Consider the following 18,084-nt stretch of genomic DNA (forward strand, 5'->3'; position numbering starts at 1 on the left):
TTAAGCTTCCTCCTTTACCAGTTCGCCATCATACATACGGAAGCGCCTATGTGCGATTGTCGCCACTTCTTCATCATGAGTAATAATGACAAAGGTTAACCCAAACTCACGGTTTAAACTTTGAATAAGCATCAAAATATCTTGCTCTGTTTCTGAATCCAAACTTCCTGTAGGCTCATCTGCCAGCAAAATAGGAGGATTCGTGATGAGCGCTCGTGCAATACTGACACGCTGTTGCTGCCCACCTGATAATTCATTTGGATAGTGATCGGCCACTTCTGTTAGACCAACCTTGTCCATTATTTTTTTTACTTTTTCTTTTCTCATTGCTTTGCGCAGCCCCTGTAGCTTTAAAGGTAATTCAATATTTTCGAATGCTGTCAAGCCAGGCATTAGTTGAAAGTTTTGAAAGATAAAACCGAATTGTCTCAAACGAAATGCTGCACTTTCTGTTTCATTTAGTTGTGCCGTTTCTTTACCATTCACCCTAATAGATCCATGCTCAACCTTCATAAATCCAGCTAAAACTTGTAATAAAGTTGACTTTCCAGAGCCACTTTTTCCGACAATGGCAACGATTTCTCCTTTATTAACCTCAAAGTTCACACCTTTTAAAACAGGAACCTTCTTTTCCTTCCCTTTTTTTCCGATTAAAAATGTATGTTGTAAGTTTTCAACTTGAATCATTTGATAATAAACACTCCTTTCTCACTCATTGCCCATTATAGAAAACAATTCTTAATAAAGAGGAAGGATAAAAATGAAGATATTCTTAAGAATAAGGAGAGACTCCTGCTCAAACAATTTGAATTTACATTCCCTTTACAATTCAAGTAGCTTTATTACTCATTTTCATTGTAAATCACACGTATATCTGTGCTAAACACTGTTAACGATATGACATAAATTGAGGAATAAAGGAATTTATCTGTACTATTAAAAACAAATACAGTTTGTTCTCCCTTTATTTTGTGAACGAATTGTATATTACAGCAATGTAAATTTTTATGTCGAATATAAAATTTTTATGTAGATAAATTAAAGATTTTGTTATGATAGTAAAGTTTAGAGGTCGATTAATTTATTTATATCCAGGAGGATTCGATTTACATGCTTAACTCAAAAAAACAAGACCCTTTCTTTATTGCATTGCATAAAATTGCTGAAAATATGAGAGAGGCTGTGCATTACGCAAATGATTTTCGTATTAACAGTGTAGCTGACCTAAAAGAGATTAGCATTACAATGAAAAATTACGAAACTGCTGGCGATAAGCTCATTCACGAACTGATCGTAATGCTAAACAAATCATTTATGACACCTATAGAGCGTGAAGATATTTTAGAGTTTGCCATTCGTATGGATGATATTTTAGATGGTACTGAACATTGTATTGCCCATTTTGAAATGTTTTCACTCACAGAGATTGATGAATCCATGCGCACTTTTCTAGGCTATATTTCTAAAAGTGCTGATGAAATTGTTAAAGCAACTGAAGAGTTAAAGAAAAAGAATCTAATTGGTATGCGTCCACACGCCATTCTAATTAAAGACTATGAACGTGAATGTGATGAAGTACAACGTTCTTCCATTAAACAACTGTTTCTAAACGAAAAAGATCCGATTCGCCTCATTAAATTTAAAGATATATATGAACAACTTGAAGATATCGCTGATCATTGTCAAAACGTAGCTAATACTATGGAAACAATCATCATGCGTAACGCATAATTAGGAGATGGGCACTTTACAATGAATACAATCATTATACTAACCGTACTGGTCGTCATCTTTGCCCTAACATTTGACTTTATCAATGGCTTTCATGATACAGCAAATGCTATTGCAACTTCGGTTTCCACTCGAGCATTGCCACCTCGTGTAGCGATCATCATGGCCGCAACCATGAATTTTATCGGTGCTATCACTTTTGTAGGGGTTGCTAAAGCTTTAACAAAAGACATTGTAGATCCGTTTTCTTTAAATGCTTTTGAAGGAGATACAACTGGCTCAGTCGTTATTTTGGCCGCACTTATTTCAGCTATCATTTGGAATTTACTTACATGGTATTTCGGTATTCCATCAAGTTCTTCCCACACGTTGATTGGCTCTATCGCAGGTGCTGCTGTCGCATCTGCTGGCTTTAATGTGTTAAATTATGGTGGCTTTACTAAAATCATTATGGCGTTAGTGTTTTCACCAATATTGGCTATTTGTGCTGGTTTTATTATGATGACACTTTTTAAATTATGGTTTAAAAATCTTAATTTATATCGTACCAATAAAGGGTTCCGTACGATGCAAATTTTCACCGCAGCCATTCAATCGTTCACGCATGGTACAAACGATGCACAAAAAGCAATGGGGATTATGACAATGGCATTAATTGCTGGAGGGTTGCATAGCGGTGATGACATACCTTTCTGGGTACGTGCTGCAGCAGCCGCAGCTATGGGTCTAGGTACATCTATTGGTGGTTACAAAATTATTAAAACCGTCGGCGGTAAGATCATGAAAATCCGTCCTGTTAATGGTGTAGCGGCGGATTTAGCGTCAGCAACAGTTATTTTTGGTGCAACGCTAATCCACCTGCCTGTATCTACCACACATGTTATTTCTTCATCTATTATGGGTGTTGGTTCTGCACAGCGTGTACGTGGCGTTAACTGGGGAATGGCCCGTAAGATTGTTACTACTTGGGTTATTACAATGCCTATTTCAGCTGTAATGGCATCCGTTATTTATTTTGTCCTATCATTATTCTTCTAATAACAAAGGCTCCTGTCTAATAAATGGACAGGAGTCTTTACTTTGTCACACGACAAAATGTGACGCATCCTTTAAACTAATTGAAAAAGGGGGATACATAAATAACTATGAAAACTTTTTCAACTTTTATTACCACACATGCAAAAGCAATCGTAGCCCTGTGGATTATTATTTTTCTAGCAATGGCTTATTTTGCTTTACAACTTCCCGATAAACTTCAGGGAGATGGATTTTTTGTTGAAGCGGATCATAACTATGTCACAAAAGAGCTAGCAAAAACATTCGATATTCCAACCAATACAATCTTGGTTGTTTTCGATCCTGCTCAGGATAAGAAAATTGAAGAAACTTTAAATAAGCTGAATGATATCAAAGACATACATTCTATCCAGTCACCATTAGATGACTCTTCTTTGCGTAAAGACGGGATTGCCTATGCGATGGTCCATCTAAGAAATGATGCTGATAACCTATCAGAAATCGTTGAGGATGTCCGTTTATTAATTGAAGAAGACGGCGTTCATATTACAGGTGGCCCAGTTATTTCTGCTGACATTAATACAGCCAGTCAAAAGGATTTGGCATCTGCTGAGGCCATTGGATTACCTATCGCCATTATCGTCCTATTATTGGCTTTTGGTACAGTCATTGCTTCTATTTTGCCAATTATCATCGGGGTTGTTACAGTCGTAACTGCCTTCGGTATTATGACATTACTCAGCGGTAGTGTAAATTTATCCATTTTCGTTTTAAATATTGTTCCAATGCTTGGTCTTGCTTTAAGTATTGATTTTGCACTATTGTTTATTAATCGTTACCGTGAAGAGCGTGCTCAAACATCTATTGCAGAAGCTATTCAGATTGCTATCCAGACAGCAGGACGTTCCATCGTTTTTTCTGCCGTATGTGTCATGATTGGTTTAGGTGCAATGATCGTTATTAATGTTGAAATATTCCATAATATCGCCCTAGGAGGCACAATAGTAGTCCTGTTGGCTGTTCTTTCCGGCTTAACCTTACTCCCTGCTACCATGATGCTTTTAGGCGATCGACTCAATAAATGGCGTCTACTACGCGTTAAACCAGGTGGAGCAAATCGCTGGCGTAGCTTTGCAGGTTTTGTCATGAAACATCCTGTAGCTATCGTCATTGCTGCATTATTATTACTTGGTATTGGCATGCTCCCATTAAAGGATATCCAATTAAAAATTCCTCAGGTAGATTCCCTACCAGCAAAATATGATGCACGTGTAGCGTACGATAAATTAGATGACACCTTTGGACTCGGTGAAACATCTACTTTATATTTATTGGCTGAGCGGAAAGAAGGCTGGGAGGATGCTGAGGCTAGAGAACTGATTTACACTATGCAAGAAAAACTATTAAAGGATCCACTCGTTACGAATGTTTCAACTATATACACAGCCGCAAACATTCCAACACCTAAGGAACTCTCTGCTTCTTTAGCAATCCCACAGGTGGCAGAACAATTAAAACCGGTTATTCAAACTTTTTCAAAAGATACAAAGCTATTCATCCCCATAACCATTGATGCAGCAGGCTCTTCCACTATTGCTCAAAAATTTGCAAGAACTTGGATGGATAAAGATTTAGGTGTTAACTTTGCACTCGGAGGACCAGCAAAATTTAACCAAGAGATATTTGATGAAATCGCTAATAAAATTGTTTTAGCGATAGCCATTATCATCGTGTCTACATTCTTTATTTTAATGCTGGCATTCCGTTCAGTTTTAATTCCGTTAAAAGCCATTATTATGAACATTATTGGACTTTCCTCTGCCTTCGGAATACTCGTCTATATTTTCCAATATGGACATTTTGGAATTGAAGCAGGATCCATTGTCTTGATTATCCCAGTTATTGTTTTCTGTCTTGTTTTTGGTTTGAGTATGGATTACGAAGTATTTTTAATTTCTCGTATCCAAGAGGAATATTTAAAAGGTGCCAACAATACTCACGCTACAATAGAAGGACTGACATCCACAAGTAGGATTATTACATCAGCAGCGCTCATTATGATTGTTATTACAGGAGCTTTTGCCTTCACAGATGTTATGCCTGTAAAACAAATTGGTGTAGGTATAGCCATTGCTGTTGCTATTGATGCCACTATCATTCGTCTTATGCTTGTACCAAGTCTCATGAAACTATTTGGTGATTGGAATTGGTGGCTTCCTTTCTCAAAGAAAGAAAAATAAATAATAAAAAAAATCCGCCTCCTTGTTTAAGGAAGCGGATTTTTCCACTATGCATAAATACTGTTATACCACTCTTTCGCTGCGTGTACTTCAGGAATCGTTAGCTGATGTCCAAAATCAAACCACTTCGTCGTCACCATCGCACCGGCCGAACTTAAAAGGACCTCTAACTCCTCTGATTCTTGTGCTGTACACATCGGATCATTCGTACCTGCCCCTATAAAAACAGGGGTTGCAGAAAGCTTCGGTAGCTCAATCCCACGTCTTGGCACCATTGGATGGTGTAATATTGCCCCTGCTAAAACATCCTCGTAGTGGAATAATAGGCTAGCCGCAATATTAGCACCATTTGAATAACCGATAGCTACAATTCGTTGACGATCAAAGCCATATTGCTGTGATGCCTCGTGCAAAAAATCGTTCAGTTCCTTTGTACGAATGATTAAATCCTCTATATCAAAGACACCTTCCGCTAATCGGCGGAAAAACCTTGGCATTCCATGCTCTAGTACATTGCCTCGTACACTTAATATATTGGCTGTATCATCAATTTCCTTGGCAAGTCCAATTAAGCTTTCTTCATTACCGCCCGTGCCGTGTAACAACAATAGAGTGGGTTTAGTTTCATCCGTACCTTTATAAAAAATATGCTTCATTAACAGTCCACCTCTCAATTATCTTGAATTCGAGATAATTGTAGCCTGTGGCAAAATTAAATTCAAGCTCTTCGACTTATTAATTTCGCGATTTTCACGATTTGGTTGTTCCTCATGGTTTTTATAAAAATTAGTTATAGTAAAAACTGATAGTAAACACGCCACAATCACAACAACAATAACAATTCCCACTAGTTTTTTCCCGTTCATTTTATGATAATCCCCCGTATTTATTATTTCTTTTTACGAAAGCCTTCTTCTAGCAAATATTCTTTTGCTGTATCATACGTACCAAACGCCTCTTCAAGATTTTCCCCATGGTAGACATTCCAAGAACGTTGTTCAAATACTAGCTGTAATTGATCACCCTCTCGACTATGCCAAATCTCGATAATCGGTTCTTCCGTCTCTATCTCTTCAGATAGATATTGAATAGCATCCGCAATAATCTCACGAAGTTGTTGCTCATCATAATCACGGATATTTACTAATCCTTTGTTAGCCTCTTGCTCATAGCGCAATAAATCTCCAACAAAGATAAAGCCATTGCCATTCGGATGGAGCTTTTCAACTACAATTGTCTTTTCATAAAGACTGTCCATAAAGTGATAATTTAAGCGTTTTAATGATATTTCCTTTTTCGTTAGTTCAGAAAATGATTCAATAATTGCTTGTTTTTGTTCAAATGTTAGCATATAAAAAATGCTCCTTTTCTTTACAATCTATCTAACAGTATAACTTATTTTTTCCTGTTATATTGTGTACATTCTCATCATTTTTACAAAGAAAATAGGATAAGCTATGTTCTAGCTTATCCTACCCAAATTAGGATGTTTGATTAAATATTTTTTCACGTGCAAATTTGATAACATGTGCGACATATAGTTCTCGATAAGGAACAAATTGTGCCGTTCCAACTGGTCTGACGATTTTGACACGTTGACCATCAGGGAAATATTCGTATCCTTCAATATTAAGTGTCGTCGTTTTACCCAAGAAGAAAGCTTCGGCCTCATTTAGTCTTGCTCTCACTACACCTGATACTTCCTCATATTGTAAAGTAAAGGAATTCCAATCGTGCTCGAAAGGATATATGTAGACATGGCAAAATTCATTATCAATCATATTTTCAGAAACAATACTGCAAGAGGTCATGCCCATTTTGACAACATCTTCAACATCTATTTGGAGCCCTAATTCTTCTTTTACTTCCCGTATACCTGACTCCACTGTTTCAACAGCTAAAAGATGGCCTGCTGCTGTAATATCGAGTAAACCTGGATAATCCTTTTTCTGAGAGCTTCGTACTTGAAAATAAATATAGTCCTCGTTAACTAGCCAGCAATGAAATGTCTCATGCCAAAGACCTTTTTCATGCACCTCCGACCTTGTAGCTGTCCCAATTTCCTCATGCCGTTCATTAAATACCTTTACAATTTCTTGTTCCATTGTTTCGACTCCTATACTGATTTCGTTGCTTTTTTCTTAATCGCATTACGTTGATCATAAATATTGGATACGATAACTTTCAATACTGCATAAAATGGTACAGCAATAATAATTCCTATAAAGCCTGCTATATTACCTGCTGCTAGAATAATTGTAATAACAGTTAGTGGATGGATATCGAGCGATTTCCCCATAACATTAGGTGTAATAAAATTACTATCAATTTGCTGCGCAACAAGCGTCACGACGGATACCCAAACAACTAAAATAGGATCCTGAATAACCGCTACGATTAGGGCTGGCGTAAATGCAATCCAAGGCCCAATAAATGGAATCATATTCATAAAGAACGCAAAGATTACTAATAGTAATGAATACTCTAATCCAATAATTAAATAACCAACATACATAATAAGTGCTAATAAAAAGCTAATTTGCAGTTGACCCTGAATATAACTACGTAATACATCATCAATTTCACTTAATGTTTTCTTTACCCATTGCTGACGTTCGCCACTGAAATATTTATAAATAGATGGTGCAAATTTCTCATGGTCCTTCAACATAAAAATAAAGAAGAATGGTATTAAAACAGCTAATAATGATACTGATACAATGGATTGTAAAAAGGATATAAACCCTTTACTCGCCACCATCGCAACATCTTGCACTGAATTCGCCATTTTTTCGATTACATCATTTACCTGCTGTGGGAAGTTATCTTTATTGAGCAGTACATAGTCGGTTAATTGCTGAATACTCGTACTAATACTAGAACTAATCATCGGGGCATTCTTCACTAATTTATTGACCTGTTCAGCAATCGGGTTGCCAATAATCCAGCCAAAAATCCCTGCAATTCCTATTAGGCCAAACACAATTGTCAATATACTTGCCCATCTAGGAAATTTACGTTTTTCTAAAAATCTCTGAATCGGTTCAGTCACATAATAAAAGACCCCTCCCAGTAATAAAGGGATAAAAATGGCTTTTAATATGATGACTAGTGGTGAAAAAATCCAATGAATCTCTATAAAATATTTAATGATTAATAGTGTAAGCAGTATCCCTACACCTACCTGAAACCAAACCTTTCTCGTCACTTTCATTCACTTCCTTTTATCGCCGTTACTCAAGATACTACTGATATATTAACCATTTCGCAAGTATCCTAGTATGTTTTGACTCAATCAATTTTCTCTGAGCGAATTTATCATCAGATTTTTTGCGTTTACTTAAAAAGCCGCCTTCAGACAAACTAAAAAATTCGCTCACTTCCACTATACTAATCGTGGAAGTGTAGCGAATTTCAGTATCTGTTATAACGACGAATCATCTACAGAATTGAGGTATGCCTCAATCTCCCCAATAACTGATTCAACACAGCCATCTTCAAATGGTGAAATTAAGCCTGCCTCTTTCACAAGCTTTGTAAATGACATGGAGCCACCTAAACCACATAGATGAATATAGTCTTTCCAAGCCGCTTCAAACTCTTCACGTGAACGCTTCCAGAACTGGAAGGCACAAATTTGTGCTAGCGTGTAATCAATATAGTAGAACGGACTAGCATAAATATGACCCTGACGTTGCCAAATGCCCCCTGCTTCGAGGTAGCTATTGTGATCATAGTCACGATGTGGCAGATATGTTTCCTCAATTTTCTTCCATGCTGCCTTACGCTCTGCTGGTGTCATTGTAGGATTTTCATAAATAACATGTTGGAATTCATCAACTGCAACACCATATGGTAAGAATAAAAGACCACTACTTAAATGTGTAAATTTATATTTTTCTGTATCTTCTTTAAAGAATAGCTCCATCCATGGCCATGTGAAAAATTCCATACTCATCGAGTGGATTTCACAAGATTCGTAAGTTGGCCATAAGTATTCAGGAATGCCGATGTTACGGCTTGAATACACTTGGAAGGCATGTCCAGCCTCATGTGTTAACACATCGATATCTCCTGAAGTACCGTTAAAGTTCGAGAAAATGTACGGTGAATGATAGTTTTCGATAAATGTACAATACCCGCCACTTTCTTTCCCTTTCTTCGCCACTAGGTCCATAAGGTCATGATCGATCATGAAATTGAAAAATTCTCCCGTTTCAGGCGATAGCTCCTCATACATCTTTTTACCATTCGCCACAATCCATTCTGGATCACCCTTTGGCGTTGCATTACCTGATAAAAAGTTCAGCGCTTCATCATAGAATTTTAAATCGTCAATCCCAATACGCTTCGCCTGACGCTCATAAAGCTTTGTCGCAACAGGAACAATTAAATCGCGAACTTGATCACGGAATTTCTTTACCATTTCTGCGTTGTAATCAATACGATTCATTCGAATATAACCAAGCTCAACATAGTTTTTATAGCCAAGTTTTACAGCAATTTCATGACGTACTTTTACAAGTTCATCATATAAGCGATCAAATTCACCTTCATGCTCGGCAAAGAAACCAAATCGTGCATTTGTTGCTTCTTTACGCGTAGCTCTATCAGTAGATTCCGCAAATGGTCCAAGCTGAGCAAGTGTTAAAGTCTCACCATTAAATTCAATTTGTGCAGATGCTACAAGCTTATTATACTCAGAAGCTAGCTTATTTTCCTTTTGCATCAAATCAATGACTTCTGGTGAGAACCCTTTAATTTGATAGTTAGCTAGATCGAATAATTGTTGACCCCATTTGTCTTCTAGTTGCTCACGGAAAGGTGAGGCAATCAATGCTTTATAATATTCTGTTGTTACTTCTTCTAGCTCAGGACTAACTTCATCAAAATAGTCGCGCTCTGCTTGATAAAATTCATCGTTTGTATCGATAGATGCCCTAATATACACTAGGTTAGCCATTGTAGCAAAGTCATTACTGATACCATTTAATTTTTCAATGATGCTACTTTGTTCGTCCATCGATTGCGCCTTCTGAAATTGGTCGACGAGTGCTAATTGTTGCTCTTTCATCCCTGCAACATTTGGACGGTTGTACTCATAGTCTTTAAATGTTTTCATTGAAGTCCCCTCTTTCTGTCATATACCCCGTGATATTTCTATTATATGTCAAATCTTAGCTATTAAGAAACAATTTTTTAATAACCTATAATATATGTTTTTAGCAATGCCGCTCGCTCTCTTATTTTTAGTTTAGCTTCTACTGACTTTGGTGTCTTAGCTGACACTACATCTACCTCAAAATCTAAAGATTCAGCTAGATATTTCGCACGTTTTAAATGGAAGTCATTAGAAACAATCGTAATCTTCTTTGTTTCCTTTGGTAAAAGTTCTTTAGAGAATACTAAATTTTCATAAGTGGAAGTAGATTGATCCTCCATGATGATTCTCGAAGCATCAATGCCATTTTGCTCGAGATAATCCCTCATAACAGATGCCTCCGTTCGATCTTCATCTGGTCCTTGTCCCCCTGACACAACGACCTTCACTTGCGGATACTTTGTTAAATATTGAACAGCTACCTCTAGTCTACTTTTTAATGAAAGTGATGGTATACCTCCTGGTTTTACTTTTGCTCCCAGTATAATCATATAATTCGCAGAGCCATCTGCATTTGCTTCCACTCCACGTTCGATTTCTTTCCCCAACCAAATATAGAGGACAATGGCTATCACGATTAGAACAACACTCACTCTAATTATCCATTTCTTCACAAATAAACCCTCCCTTACCTTTTATTAACGTGAATACAGAAAAAAGGATGCTCGCATATCAAGCACCCTCCATAATTTTATCTTAAAATAAAGCGTTTAATAGATTCCTGCAGCGCAGTAATCTCATCTGTTAAATCATTGGAAGATTCACTAACAAGCTGAATCGCGCGTTGCTGCTCATCTACCGACGCTGTCACCTCTTCAGAAGCAGCCGCATTTTTTTCACTGATCATAGCAATACTCTCAATGGATTTCATCATATCATTCTTAGCGCTGTTTACATATTCTACGCCATCAGTCATGTCTCCAATAATTGAAATGATTTTTTCGACAGCCAATTTGATTTCTTTGAAGGATGATTCTGTTACCATGACAGAATCATTTTGTTGACCTACAATGACGTGAGTTTTTTGCATTTCATCATTGACTAAGTTTGTTTCACTTTCAATCCCCTTCAGGGTAGTACGAACTAGCTCTGTTGCTACGGATGTTTGATCAGCTAGCTTTCGTACTTCCTCGGCAACCACAGCAAATCCTTTGCCATGTTCACCTGCTCGAGCGGCCTCAATAGATGCATTTAAAGCCAGTAGATTGGTTTGTTCAGAAATCTCCGTAATGGTCCCTACAATCCCTTCAATTTCTCGTACCTTCACTATTAAACTCGCAAAAACAGATCGAATATTCTGAATAAGCATTGAAGATTCCTGTGATTTATCTTTTAAGCTAGCAATATTAACGATACCCTCTTCATTTGACTTTTGCATATGTTGTGATGCATCTAATATTAATTCATTTTTATCATGTAATCCTTCAATTTGCTGAGCAAACTCAGTAGCTGTTCGATTTGTATCTTCCGCCTCTGATGCTTGTTTTACGGCGCCAATCGAAACTTCATTAATAGCTTTAACGATTTCATCGCCATAAGCATTTGTTTCTTCAGCAACTGCTGTTAAATTCGCAGATGTCGATTGAATTTCTACTATTGCTTCTTCTACATCTGAAATTAGTGTTTTTAGTTGATCAACCATTTCATTGAAGCCCTCATTTAACTGACCAATTTCATCCGAACGCTGTAAATGTTCAATATCTACAGTTAAATTCCCTTTGGCTACTTCGCGAACGCGCTGCGATAATTTTTTGACTGGTAATGCCAAATGCCTAGATACTAAGATGACAACAATGACACCTATGATAACGGCACCCGCTAACGTCAATCCAATGACTAATAGTAACGAGTTTGCCTCGGCATTAAAATCCTGCATATATGTACCTGATGCAATAATCCATCCCCAATGTGGATCTTTTGCTGAATAAATTATTTTATCCGCCAATACATTCTGACCTGGTAGCTCAAATTCGTATTCCGTAAAACCACCACCATCCAATGCTCTATCAGTTACTTCTCGAATAAAGTAATTTCCACTACTATCTTGATCGTTCCACAGATTATCACCTTCCCGAGTAGGGTGTGTTGTTAGTGTTCCCTTATTATCTAATACATAGATATAACCATATTCCCCCAAGTCACCTGGATAATTGATGGGCCGCTTTCCTTCACTATCCTTCGGGCCCAAGAAAGCCTCGCGTACCCGTTCCTGTGCTACATCTAAAGGTATATCTCCCTTTTCAACACTTTCATTGGCGAGTTCGATTATTTGCAAAGCAGATTGAACACTATTATAAATGACCTGCTCCCCAATATCCTCCATACCATTCTTCGCCTTACTATAACTAACAACGCCAATTATTAAACTTGGAATAATTAGTAGTGCCAATGAAATAGCGACTAGTTTCCCCTGTATTGAACGTAAAAACTTCATACTTTAGACCCCCAAATTCTTCTCCTCCAAAGAGTATATTAACTTATATTATGTTATGATTTGGAAGTTTCCGCAATGGATAAAACGCAAATTAATTCTTCTTATTTGGTTTATTTCGTCTTTATATTTTTTTATTCTTCTATTAAATACCATAAAAAAACTATTTATCTACAAGACTTTTCCTCATAGAAAAATAGTTTATAATAATCATAATTTGAACGTATTAATTGTTTTAGTAACCTCTTTAAATGTTTGATCTAACATTGCTACAACCTCATTTAGTTCGGAAACCATTGTTACTTGTAAGTCGGAAGCCATTGCTACTTCTTTTGTTCCTTGCACACTATGCTGAGCGATATCATTCATCTGCTCTGTAGTAGCTAATATTTCTTCAGAGCCTGCCGACATTTCTTCAATAACAGCAGAATCATCTTGAATTTTATTGTTTACCTCAACAACTGATTTTAATATTTTTTCTAGGCTTTCACCGATACGTTGTACAGCCCTATTACCTGCTTGTACATCTATGGAACTTCCAGACATTTCATGTAATGCTCGTTCTGTAATGGTCTTAAAGCTGTTCAAATGTGTATGTATTTCATCCGCAGATGCTTTAGACAGTTCAGCTAGCTTACGCACTTCATCTGCAACAACTGCAAACCCCTTACCCGCTTCTCCAGCTCTTGCCGCTTCTATCGCCGCATTTAATGCCAATAAGTTGGTTTGGTCTGCAATGCTCGTAATAATCGTTACCATCTCTTCAATTGAACCGAATCTATCCCCCATTTCCTCAACATGTTTAGCCGTTCGTAAAACAGAGGATTCCACATTTTGAATTTGAGATACGACCTCTTGAGAATGATTCACGCTTGTTTCCACTAGACCTGTCATTGTTGAAGATGACTCAGCAATCTCAGAAGTTGTATCGGCCAGTCGTTGTATACCAATCGACATTTCATTCATCGTTAATACAACTTCTTGATTATTTTGCTGTTGTTGCTCACTGCCAGCAGCGATTTCAACAATACGATCAGCAATTTGAGCATTTGATGTTTCAACATGTTGTGTAGTTTCATCAATCTTTTTCACCACATTTTGTAAGGTGAATGTTTGTTGCTGAATGGTTTGGAATGTTTCTTTTAATTTTTGCAGGGCCTCCTGAAAGGCTTGGGCAAAAATAGAGATTTCATTTTTCCCTTTGAGTTGGATTTTTTCAACCTCCATTGTTGCCTTCGCTATATCTCCTTGTGCAAAACTTGTCACTGCGTCTCCTAATTTCGCTAATGGCTTAAGCGCTCGATTTATGTAACGGTACATTATAAGCATGACAATTCCGGTTAAAATTAAAATTACTATAATTAATGCTGGCAAAATGGCTGTCAGTACAGCATTTGCTACACCACTTACCTCGTTAGCCTCTATATCTACCCCTATAAACGCCACAATGTTTCCTGATGCATCCTTTAATGGTACTGTACCAGACAAATAATCCCCAAAACCGCTATGTAAAATATCAGAATAATAACTCCCTGCATCCATTACTTTTTCAATATCTTTATATAATGTCGAAGCAGACTCCTCTCCTATAACCCCCGCATTTTCTTCGTCGTCCGCTGGCATACCATCGACTAAAAATCGAACTTTTTTATCTTCCTGTGGAACAGCGAAAGTATAGGCATACAGGACCCCATTTACTTCACGTAATTCATTTAGTTCTTCTCTTAGCTGCCAATATAATTTGGATTCCCTTGGGTCCTTAGATAATTGTTCGTACTCCTCTGGGTTTAAATGTTTCGCAATGTTTTCTGCTACTGCGACAGCCTGTGCCCCCATTGTTTTATTGACAGATGATTTCGCTGTATAGATTGTTGTGACAATAAAAAATGCTAACAAAGCTACTAACATCACAAATGACATTAACACAATTCTATTACTTAATTTACCTGTTGCTCGCATAGTTACCTCCTTTAACATACTACTAAGTTAATCTATTTACTATTGTACTATTATTTTCACTATTTCGACAATAAAACTATGCTAATAACGATAACCAAATGACTAAAGCAATTAAAGCAGCGAATAATGTTGGAATGGTAAGAATCATGCCGAATTTAAAATACTGCCCCCAGCTAATTTTAATCCCTTTTTGAGCTAAAATATGAAGCCATATTAATGTCGCAAGTGAGCCGATTGGCGTCATCTTTGGGCCTAAATTAGTGCCAATTATATTGGCATAAATGAGTCCCTCCTTCATCATGCCTGTTGCGCTAGTTTCAGAAATCGCTAGTGCATTAATCATGACAGTTGGAAGATTGTTCATGACTGCTGATAAAACGGCTGCTACAAAACCCATAGTAATGGTCGCTAGTACAAATCCTTGCTGTACAGCATGTTCTAGTAAACTAGCTAGCATACCTGTCATCCCCACATTTTTCAGGCCATAGACTACCACATACATGCCAATGGAAAAGAACACTATATTCCACGGCGCCCCTTTGATAACTCTCTTTGTATCTACAAAAGCACTACGGTTTGCCAACCATAAAAAAACAGCTGCTACACTACATAAAATAAATGACACTGGAACGTGGAACATTTCGCCGATTACAAATCCCACTAGTAAAATTACTATTACATACCAAGATATCGAAAATAATTTCGTGTCTCTAATCGCCTGTTTTGGTTGTTCAACTGCCTCAAGAGAATAGAACTGTGGTATAGAACGACGAAAAACTAAATAAAGTACAGCTATACTTGCTATTAAAGAAATGAAATTAGGTACCACCATATGAATTGCATAATCCTTAAAGCCTATCTCAAAAAAATCTGCTGATACAATATTTGTTAAATTACTAATAACAAAAGGTAAGGATGTTGTATCTGCTATAAAGCCACTAGCAATAATAAATGGAAAAATCATTTTTTCAGTCAAATTCAGTTTTCTAACCATCGCTAAAACAATGGGTGTTAATATTAATGCCGCCCCATCGTTCGCGAATAGCGCTGATACTATTGCACCTAAGCAAGCAATATAAACAAATAAACGTAAACCACTCCCTTTAGCAAGTTGTGCCATATGAAGTGCAGCCCATTCAAAAAAGCCAATTTCATCTAAAATAAGTGAAATTAAAATAATACCAATGAATGATAATGTTGCATTCCAAACAATTCCTGTTACTTCTAGAACATCCTGCCATGTAACTACCCCAATTATCAGTGCAATGGCAGCTCCTATACAGGCTGACCAACCAATTGATATTTTACGTGGCTGTACAATAACAAAAAATAAAGTCACTAAAAACAAAATAATCGCTAATGCAGTCTGCATGGTTTTACCCCCTAAATAAAAACCAGTAGCTTTATGTGCTACTGGTTTACTCGATAAATAAATATATTGGATTATTCGCCTAAATCAGCATTATGGAAGACATTTTGTACATCTTCTAAATCTTCTAATGCATCGATTAGTTTTTCAAATTTTGCAACATCATCGCCAGTTAATGTTACTTCCGTTTGTGGTAGCATAGAAAGCTCAGCTACAGTGAATTCTTGTATGCCAGCAGCCTTTAATGCTTCTTGTGTGGCAAAAAATTGGTCCGGTTCTGCATAAATAATAACCGCTTCCTCTTCTTCCAGAATATCACGAGCATCTACATCTGCTTCCATTAAAATTTCTAGTACTTCATCAGCTGTTTTACCTTCTAAACCGATAACTGCAGTAGAATCGAACATATAAGCGACAGATCCACTAACACCCATATTCCCGTTATTCTTACCAAATGCTGCGCGTACATCAGATGCTGTACGATTTACATTGTTTGTTAAAGCATCTACGATAATCATTGTGCCGGCTGGACCAAAACCTTCATAACGTAATTCATCAAAATTTTCGTCACCGCCACCTTTTGCTTTATCGATGGCTTTTTCTATAATATGTTTAGGAACACTATATGTTTTTGCACGTTCAAGCACCACTTTAAGTGCACGGTTTGACTCTGGATCTGGTTCGCCTGATTTAGCTGCCACATAAATTTCTCGCCCGAATTTAGCATTGATACGGCTAGTGCTTTGATCTTTAGACGCTTTCTTTTCTTTAATGTTATTCCACTTACGACCCATTGTTTCCACTCTCTTTCAAAGGATAGATTTATAAAAATGATAGATATGCAGTTGCACATCTTAAAATGGTAATTAAATACTTATCGTATCTTTACTCTGCAAATAATAACATAATGATGCTTACAAAGCTAGATATACCAATGTTTATGCTTATTTTTTCTGTAGCAATTGCTGTAAAAATTTACGCTATTTAGCATCCTTCTATAACAATTCCTCTTTAATTTTTTCTAGCAATGCCGTACAGCCTTCTAGCACTAAATCATAGGTTTCTTGAAAATCCCCTGTGTAATAAGGATCAGGAACATCTTTTCGATGTTCTGTTAAATCTAAAAAACGAAAAACCTTTGGTGAAGACGGATTCCCCAATATCGTCCAGATATTACGAATATTACTTTCATCCATACCAATAATGTATGTGAATTTTTCTAAATCAGACTTTTGTAGCTGTCTACCTAGCATTCCCGTTGTAGAAATACCGTATTCTCTAAGCTTATCCTGTGTGCCTTGGTGAGGAGGTTCATCAATATGCCATGAGCTTGTAGCCGCAGAGTCCACAACGATTATATCGTCTAAACATTCTTTCCTCACTAGCTCTCGCATAACTGCCTCCGCCATTGGCGAACGACAAATATTGCCTAAGCAAACAAAAAGTACTTGTATCATTACGATTATCCTCCTACAACAAAGCACCCAAAATCAATGTGATTCTGAGTGCCATTTCATTTTATTTTACTGCAATACGATTTTGTAATTCTTCTGTTAAAGCGACCAGTTCACGTTCCAGGTGTTGAGTGAATTGCTCGCGCCCTTCTTTTCCTTTACCTGTTACATAAAACGGCTCGCCATAAATTAAATAGCCTTTATTACGCTTCATGACATCTCCTATATTACGTGCACCAACGTAAGCAGCTGGAACAATTTGCGCCTTTGCCAGTTGAGCAATTGTAATGGCTCCTTGCTTTAAGTCCGTTCCCTCCGCATTTCGTGTTCCAGATGGGAATATCCCAACTACTTTTCCCTCCTTCAATAACTGTGAAGGAATTTTAATAACACTTGGACCAGGATTATCACGGTCCACTGGGAAGGCATTTAAATGTTCAATAAGCCAACCAAGACCCTTCATTTCAAATAATTGCTTCTTTGCCATAAAGTGAATTTCCTGAGGGTACATGGCAACGCCGAGGTTTAAAATATCTACATAGCCTGTATGCGTACAAGCTATAATATATCCACCTTCTTTTGGCAAGTTTTCTTCTCCATATACACGAGCTTTCGAACCCATTAGTTTTAATATTACTTTAACAATATTTGCTACTAATTTATACACTGTTACATTCCTACCTTATTCAATAGTTATTCCCATTGTAATCGAAAAGATCCGT

The 18,084-nt window shown here is 37.1% G+C and carries 17 protein-coding genes; 3 read left to right on the top strand and 14 right to left on the bottom strand.

Annotation, left to right across the window (positions count from 1 at the left end; all coding sequences use genetic code 11):
• Positions 1-687, bottom strand: coding sequence for an ABC transporter ATP-binding protein (locus tag ACP3VS_RS09210; RefSeq protein WP_012295851.1), 687 nt, complete (start codon positions 685-687; stop codon positions 1-3).
• Positions 688-1,110: 423 nt separating this feature from the next.
• Between ACP3VS_RS09210 and ACP3VS_RS09215 the strand changes: the two genes are divergently transcribed.
• From ACP3VS_RS09215 to ACP3VS_RS09225, 3 genes are all read left to right on the top strand, one after another.
• Positions 1,111-1,731 (top strand): DUF47 domain-containing protein, encoded by a 621-nt coding sequence (locus tag ACP3VS_RS09215; protein WP_012295852.1) that lies wholly within the window; start codon positions 1,111-1,113, stop codon positions 1,729-1,731.
• Positions 1,732-1,752: 21 nt separating this feature from the next.
• On the top strand, positions 1,753-2,769 hold the full coding sequence (locus ACP3VS_RS09220; protein WP_012295853.1) for an inorganic phosphate transporter: 1,017 nt from the start codon (positions 1,753-1,755) through the stop codon (positions 2,767-2,769).
• A gap of 107 nt (positions 2,770-2,876) precedes the next feature.
• Entirely contained in the window at positions 2,877-4,988 is a 2,112-nt protein-coding gene (locus ACP3VS_RS09225) for an MMPL family transporter (protein ID WP_036164811.1), read from the top strand.
• A gap of 47 nt (positions 4,989-5,035) precedes the next feature.
• On the opposite strand, the gene ACP3VS_RS09230 is transcribed toward ACP3VS_RS09225, so the two are convergent.
• The 13 genes from ACP3VS_RS09230 to ACP3VS_RS09290 all read right to left on the bottom strand — a co-directional run bounded on the left by ACP3VS_RS09230 (position 5,036) and on the right by ACP3VS_RS09290 (position 18,029).
• Positions 5,036-5,644 (bottom strand): alpha/beta hydrolase, encoded by a 609-nt coding sequence (locus ACP3VS_RS09230; protein ID WP_036217643.1) that lies wholly within the window; start codon positions 5,642-5,644, stop codon positions 5,036-5,038.
• A gap of 18 nt (positions 5,645-5,662) precedes the next feature.
• Positions 5,663-5,854 carry a hypothetical protein gene (locus ACP3VS_RS09235; RefSeq protein WP_012295856.1) on the bottom strand — a complete coding sequence of 64 codons (192 nt, stop codon included), beginning with the start codon at positions 5,852-5,854 and terminating at the stop codon, positions 5,663-5,665.
• Between the two features lie 23 nt (positions 5,855-5,877).
• Positions 5,878-6,339, bottom strand: a complete 462-nt coding sequence (locus ACP3VS_RS09240) for a hypothetical protein (protein WP_012295857.1) — start codon at positions 6,337-6,339, stop codon at positions 5,878-5,880.
• A gap of 130 nt (positions 6,340-6,469) precedes the next feature.
• Positions 6,470-7,093, bottom strand: coding sequence for an NUDIX hydrolase (locus ACP3VS_RS09245; RefSeq protein ID WP_012295858.1), 624 nt, complete (start codon positions 7,091-7,093; stop codon positions 6,470-6,472).
• Positions 7,094-7,104: 11 nt separating this feature from the next.
• Entirely contained in the window at positions 7,105-8,202 is a 1,098-nt protein-coding gene (locus ACP3VS_RS09250; protein ID WP_012295859.1) for an AI-2E family transporter, read from the bottom strand.
• Between the two features lie 210 nt (positions 8,203-8,412).
• Positions 8,413-10,110, bottom strand: coding sequence for a M3 family oligoendopeptidase (locus tag ACP3VS_RS09255; protein WP_036162372.1), 1,698 nt, complete (start codon positions 10,108-10,110; stop codon positions 8,413-8,415).
• Between the two features lie 77 nt (positions 10,111-10,187).
• On the bottom strand, positions 10,188-10,763 hold the full coding sequence (locus ACP3VS_RS09260; protein ID WP_036162374.1) for a YdcF family protein: 576 nt from the start codon (positions 10,761-10,763) through the stop codon (positions 10,188-10,190).
• A 77-nt stretch (positions 10,764-10,840) separates the two neighbouring features.
• The gene (locus ACP3VS_RS09265; RefSeq protein WP_332291026.1) at positions 10,841-12,583 is read right to left on the bottom strand and encodes a methyl-accepting chemotaxis protein; all 1,743 of its coding nucleotides are present in this window, start codon (positions 12,581-12,583) and stop codon (positions 10,841-10,843) included.
• Between the two features lie 207 nt (positions 12,584-12,790).
• On the bottom strand, positions 12,791-14,539 hold the full coding sequence (locus tag ACP3VS_RS09270; protein WP_099805363.1) for a methyl-accepting chemotaxis protein: 1,749 nt from the start codon (positions 14,537-14,539) through the stop codon (positions 12,791-12,793).
• 76 nt (positions 14,540-14,615) lie between these two features.
• On the bottom strand, positions 14,616-15,911 hold the full coding sequence (locus ACP3VS_RS09275) for an arsenic transporter (RefSeq protein WP_036162377.1): 1,296 nt from the start codon (positions 15,909-15,911) through the stop codon (positions 14,616-14,618).
• A 71-nt stretch (positions 15,912-15,982) separates the two neighbouring features.
• Positions 15,983-16,702 carry a YebC/PmpR family DNA-binding transcriptional regulator gene (locus ACP3VS_RS09280; protein WP_008175214.1) on the bottom strand — a complete coding sequence of 240 codons (720 nt, stop codon included), beginning with the start codon at positions 16,700-16,702 and terminating at the stop codon, positions 15,983-15,985.
• A gap of 201 nt (positions 16,703-16,903) precedes the next feature.
• Positions 16,904-17,365, bottom strand: coding sequence for a low molecular weight protein-tyrosine-phosphatase (locus ACP3VS_RS09285; protein ID WP_416277835.1), 462 nt, complete (start codon positions 17,363-17,365; stop codon positions 16,904-16,906).
• A 61-nt stretch (positions 17,366-17,426) separates the two neighbouring features.
• Positions 17,427-18,029 (bottom strand): lysophospholipid acyltransferase family protein, encoded by a 603-nt coding sequence (locus ACP3VS_RS09290; protein WP_031416562.1) that lies wholly within the window; start codon positions 18,027-18,029, stop codon positions 17,427-17,429.
• Positions 18,030-18,084 lie beyond the last annotated feature (55 nt).

The sequence above is a fragment of the Lysinibacillus sp. VIII_CA genome (assembly GCF_049943995.1).
Taxonomy (GTDB): Bacteria; Bacillota; Bacilli; order Bacillales_A; family Planococcaceae; genus Lysinibacillus; species Lysinibacillus pinottii.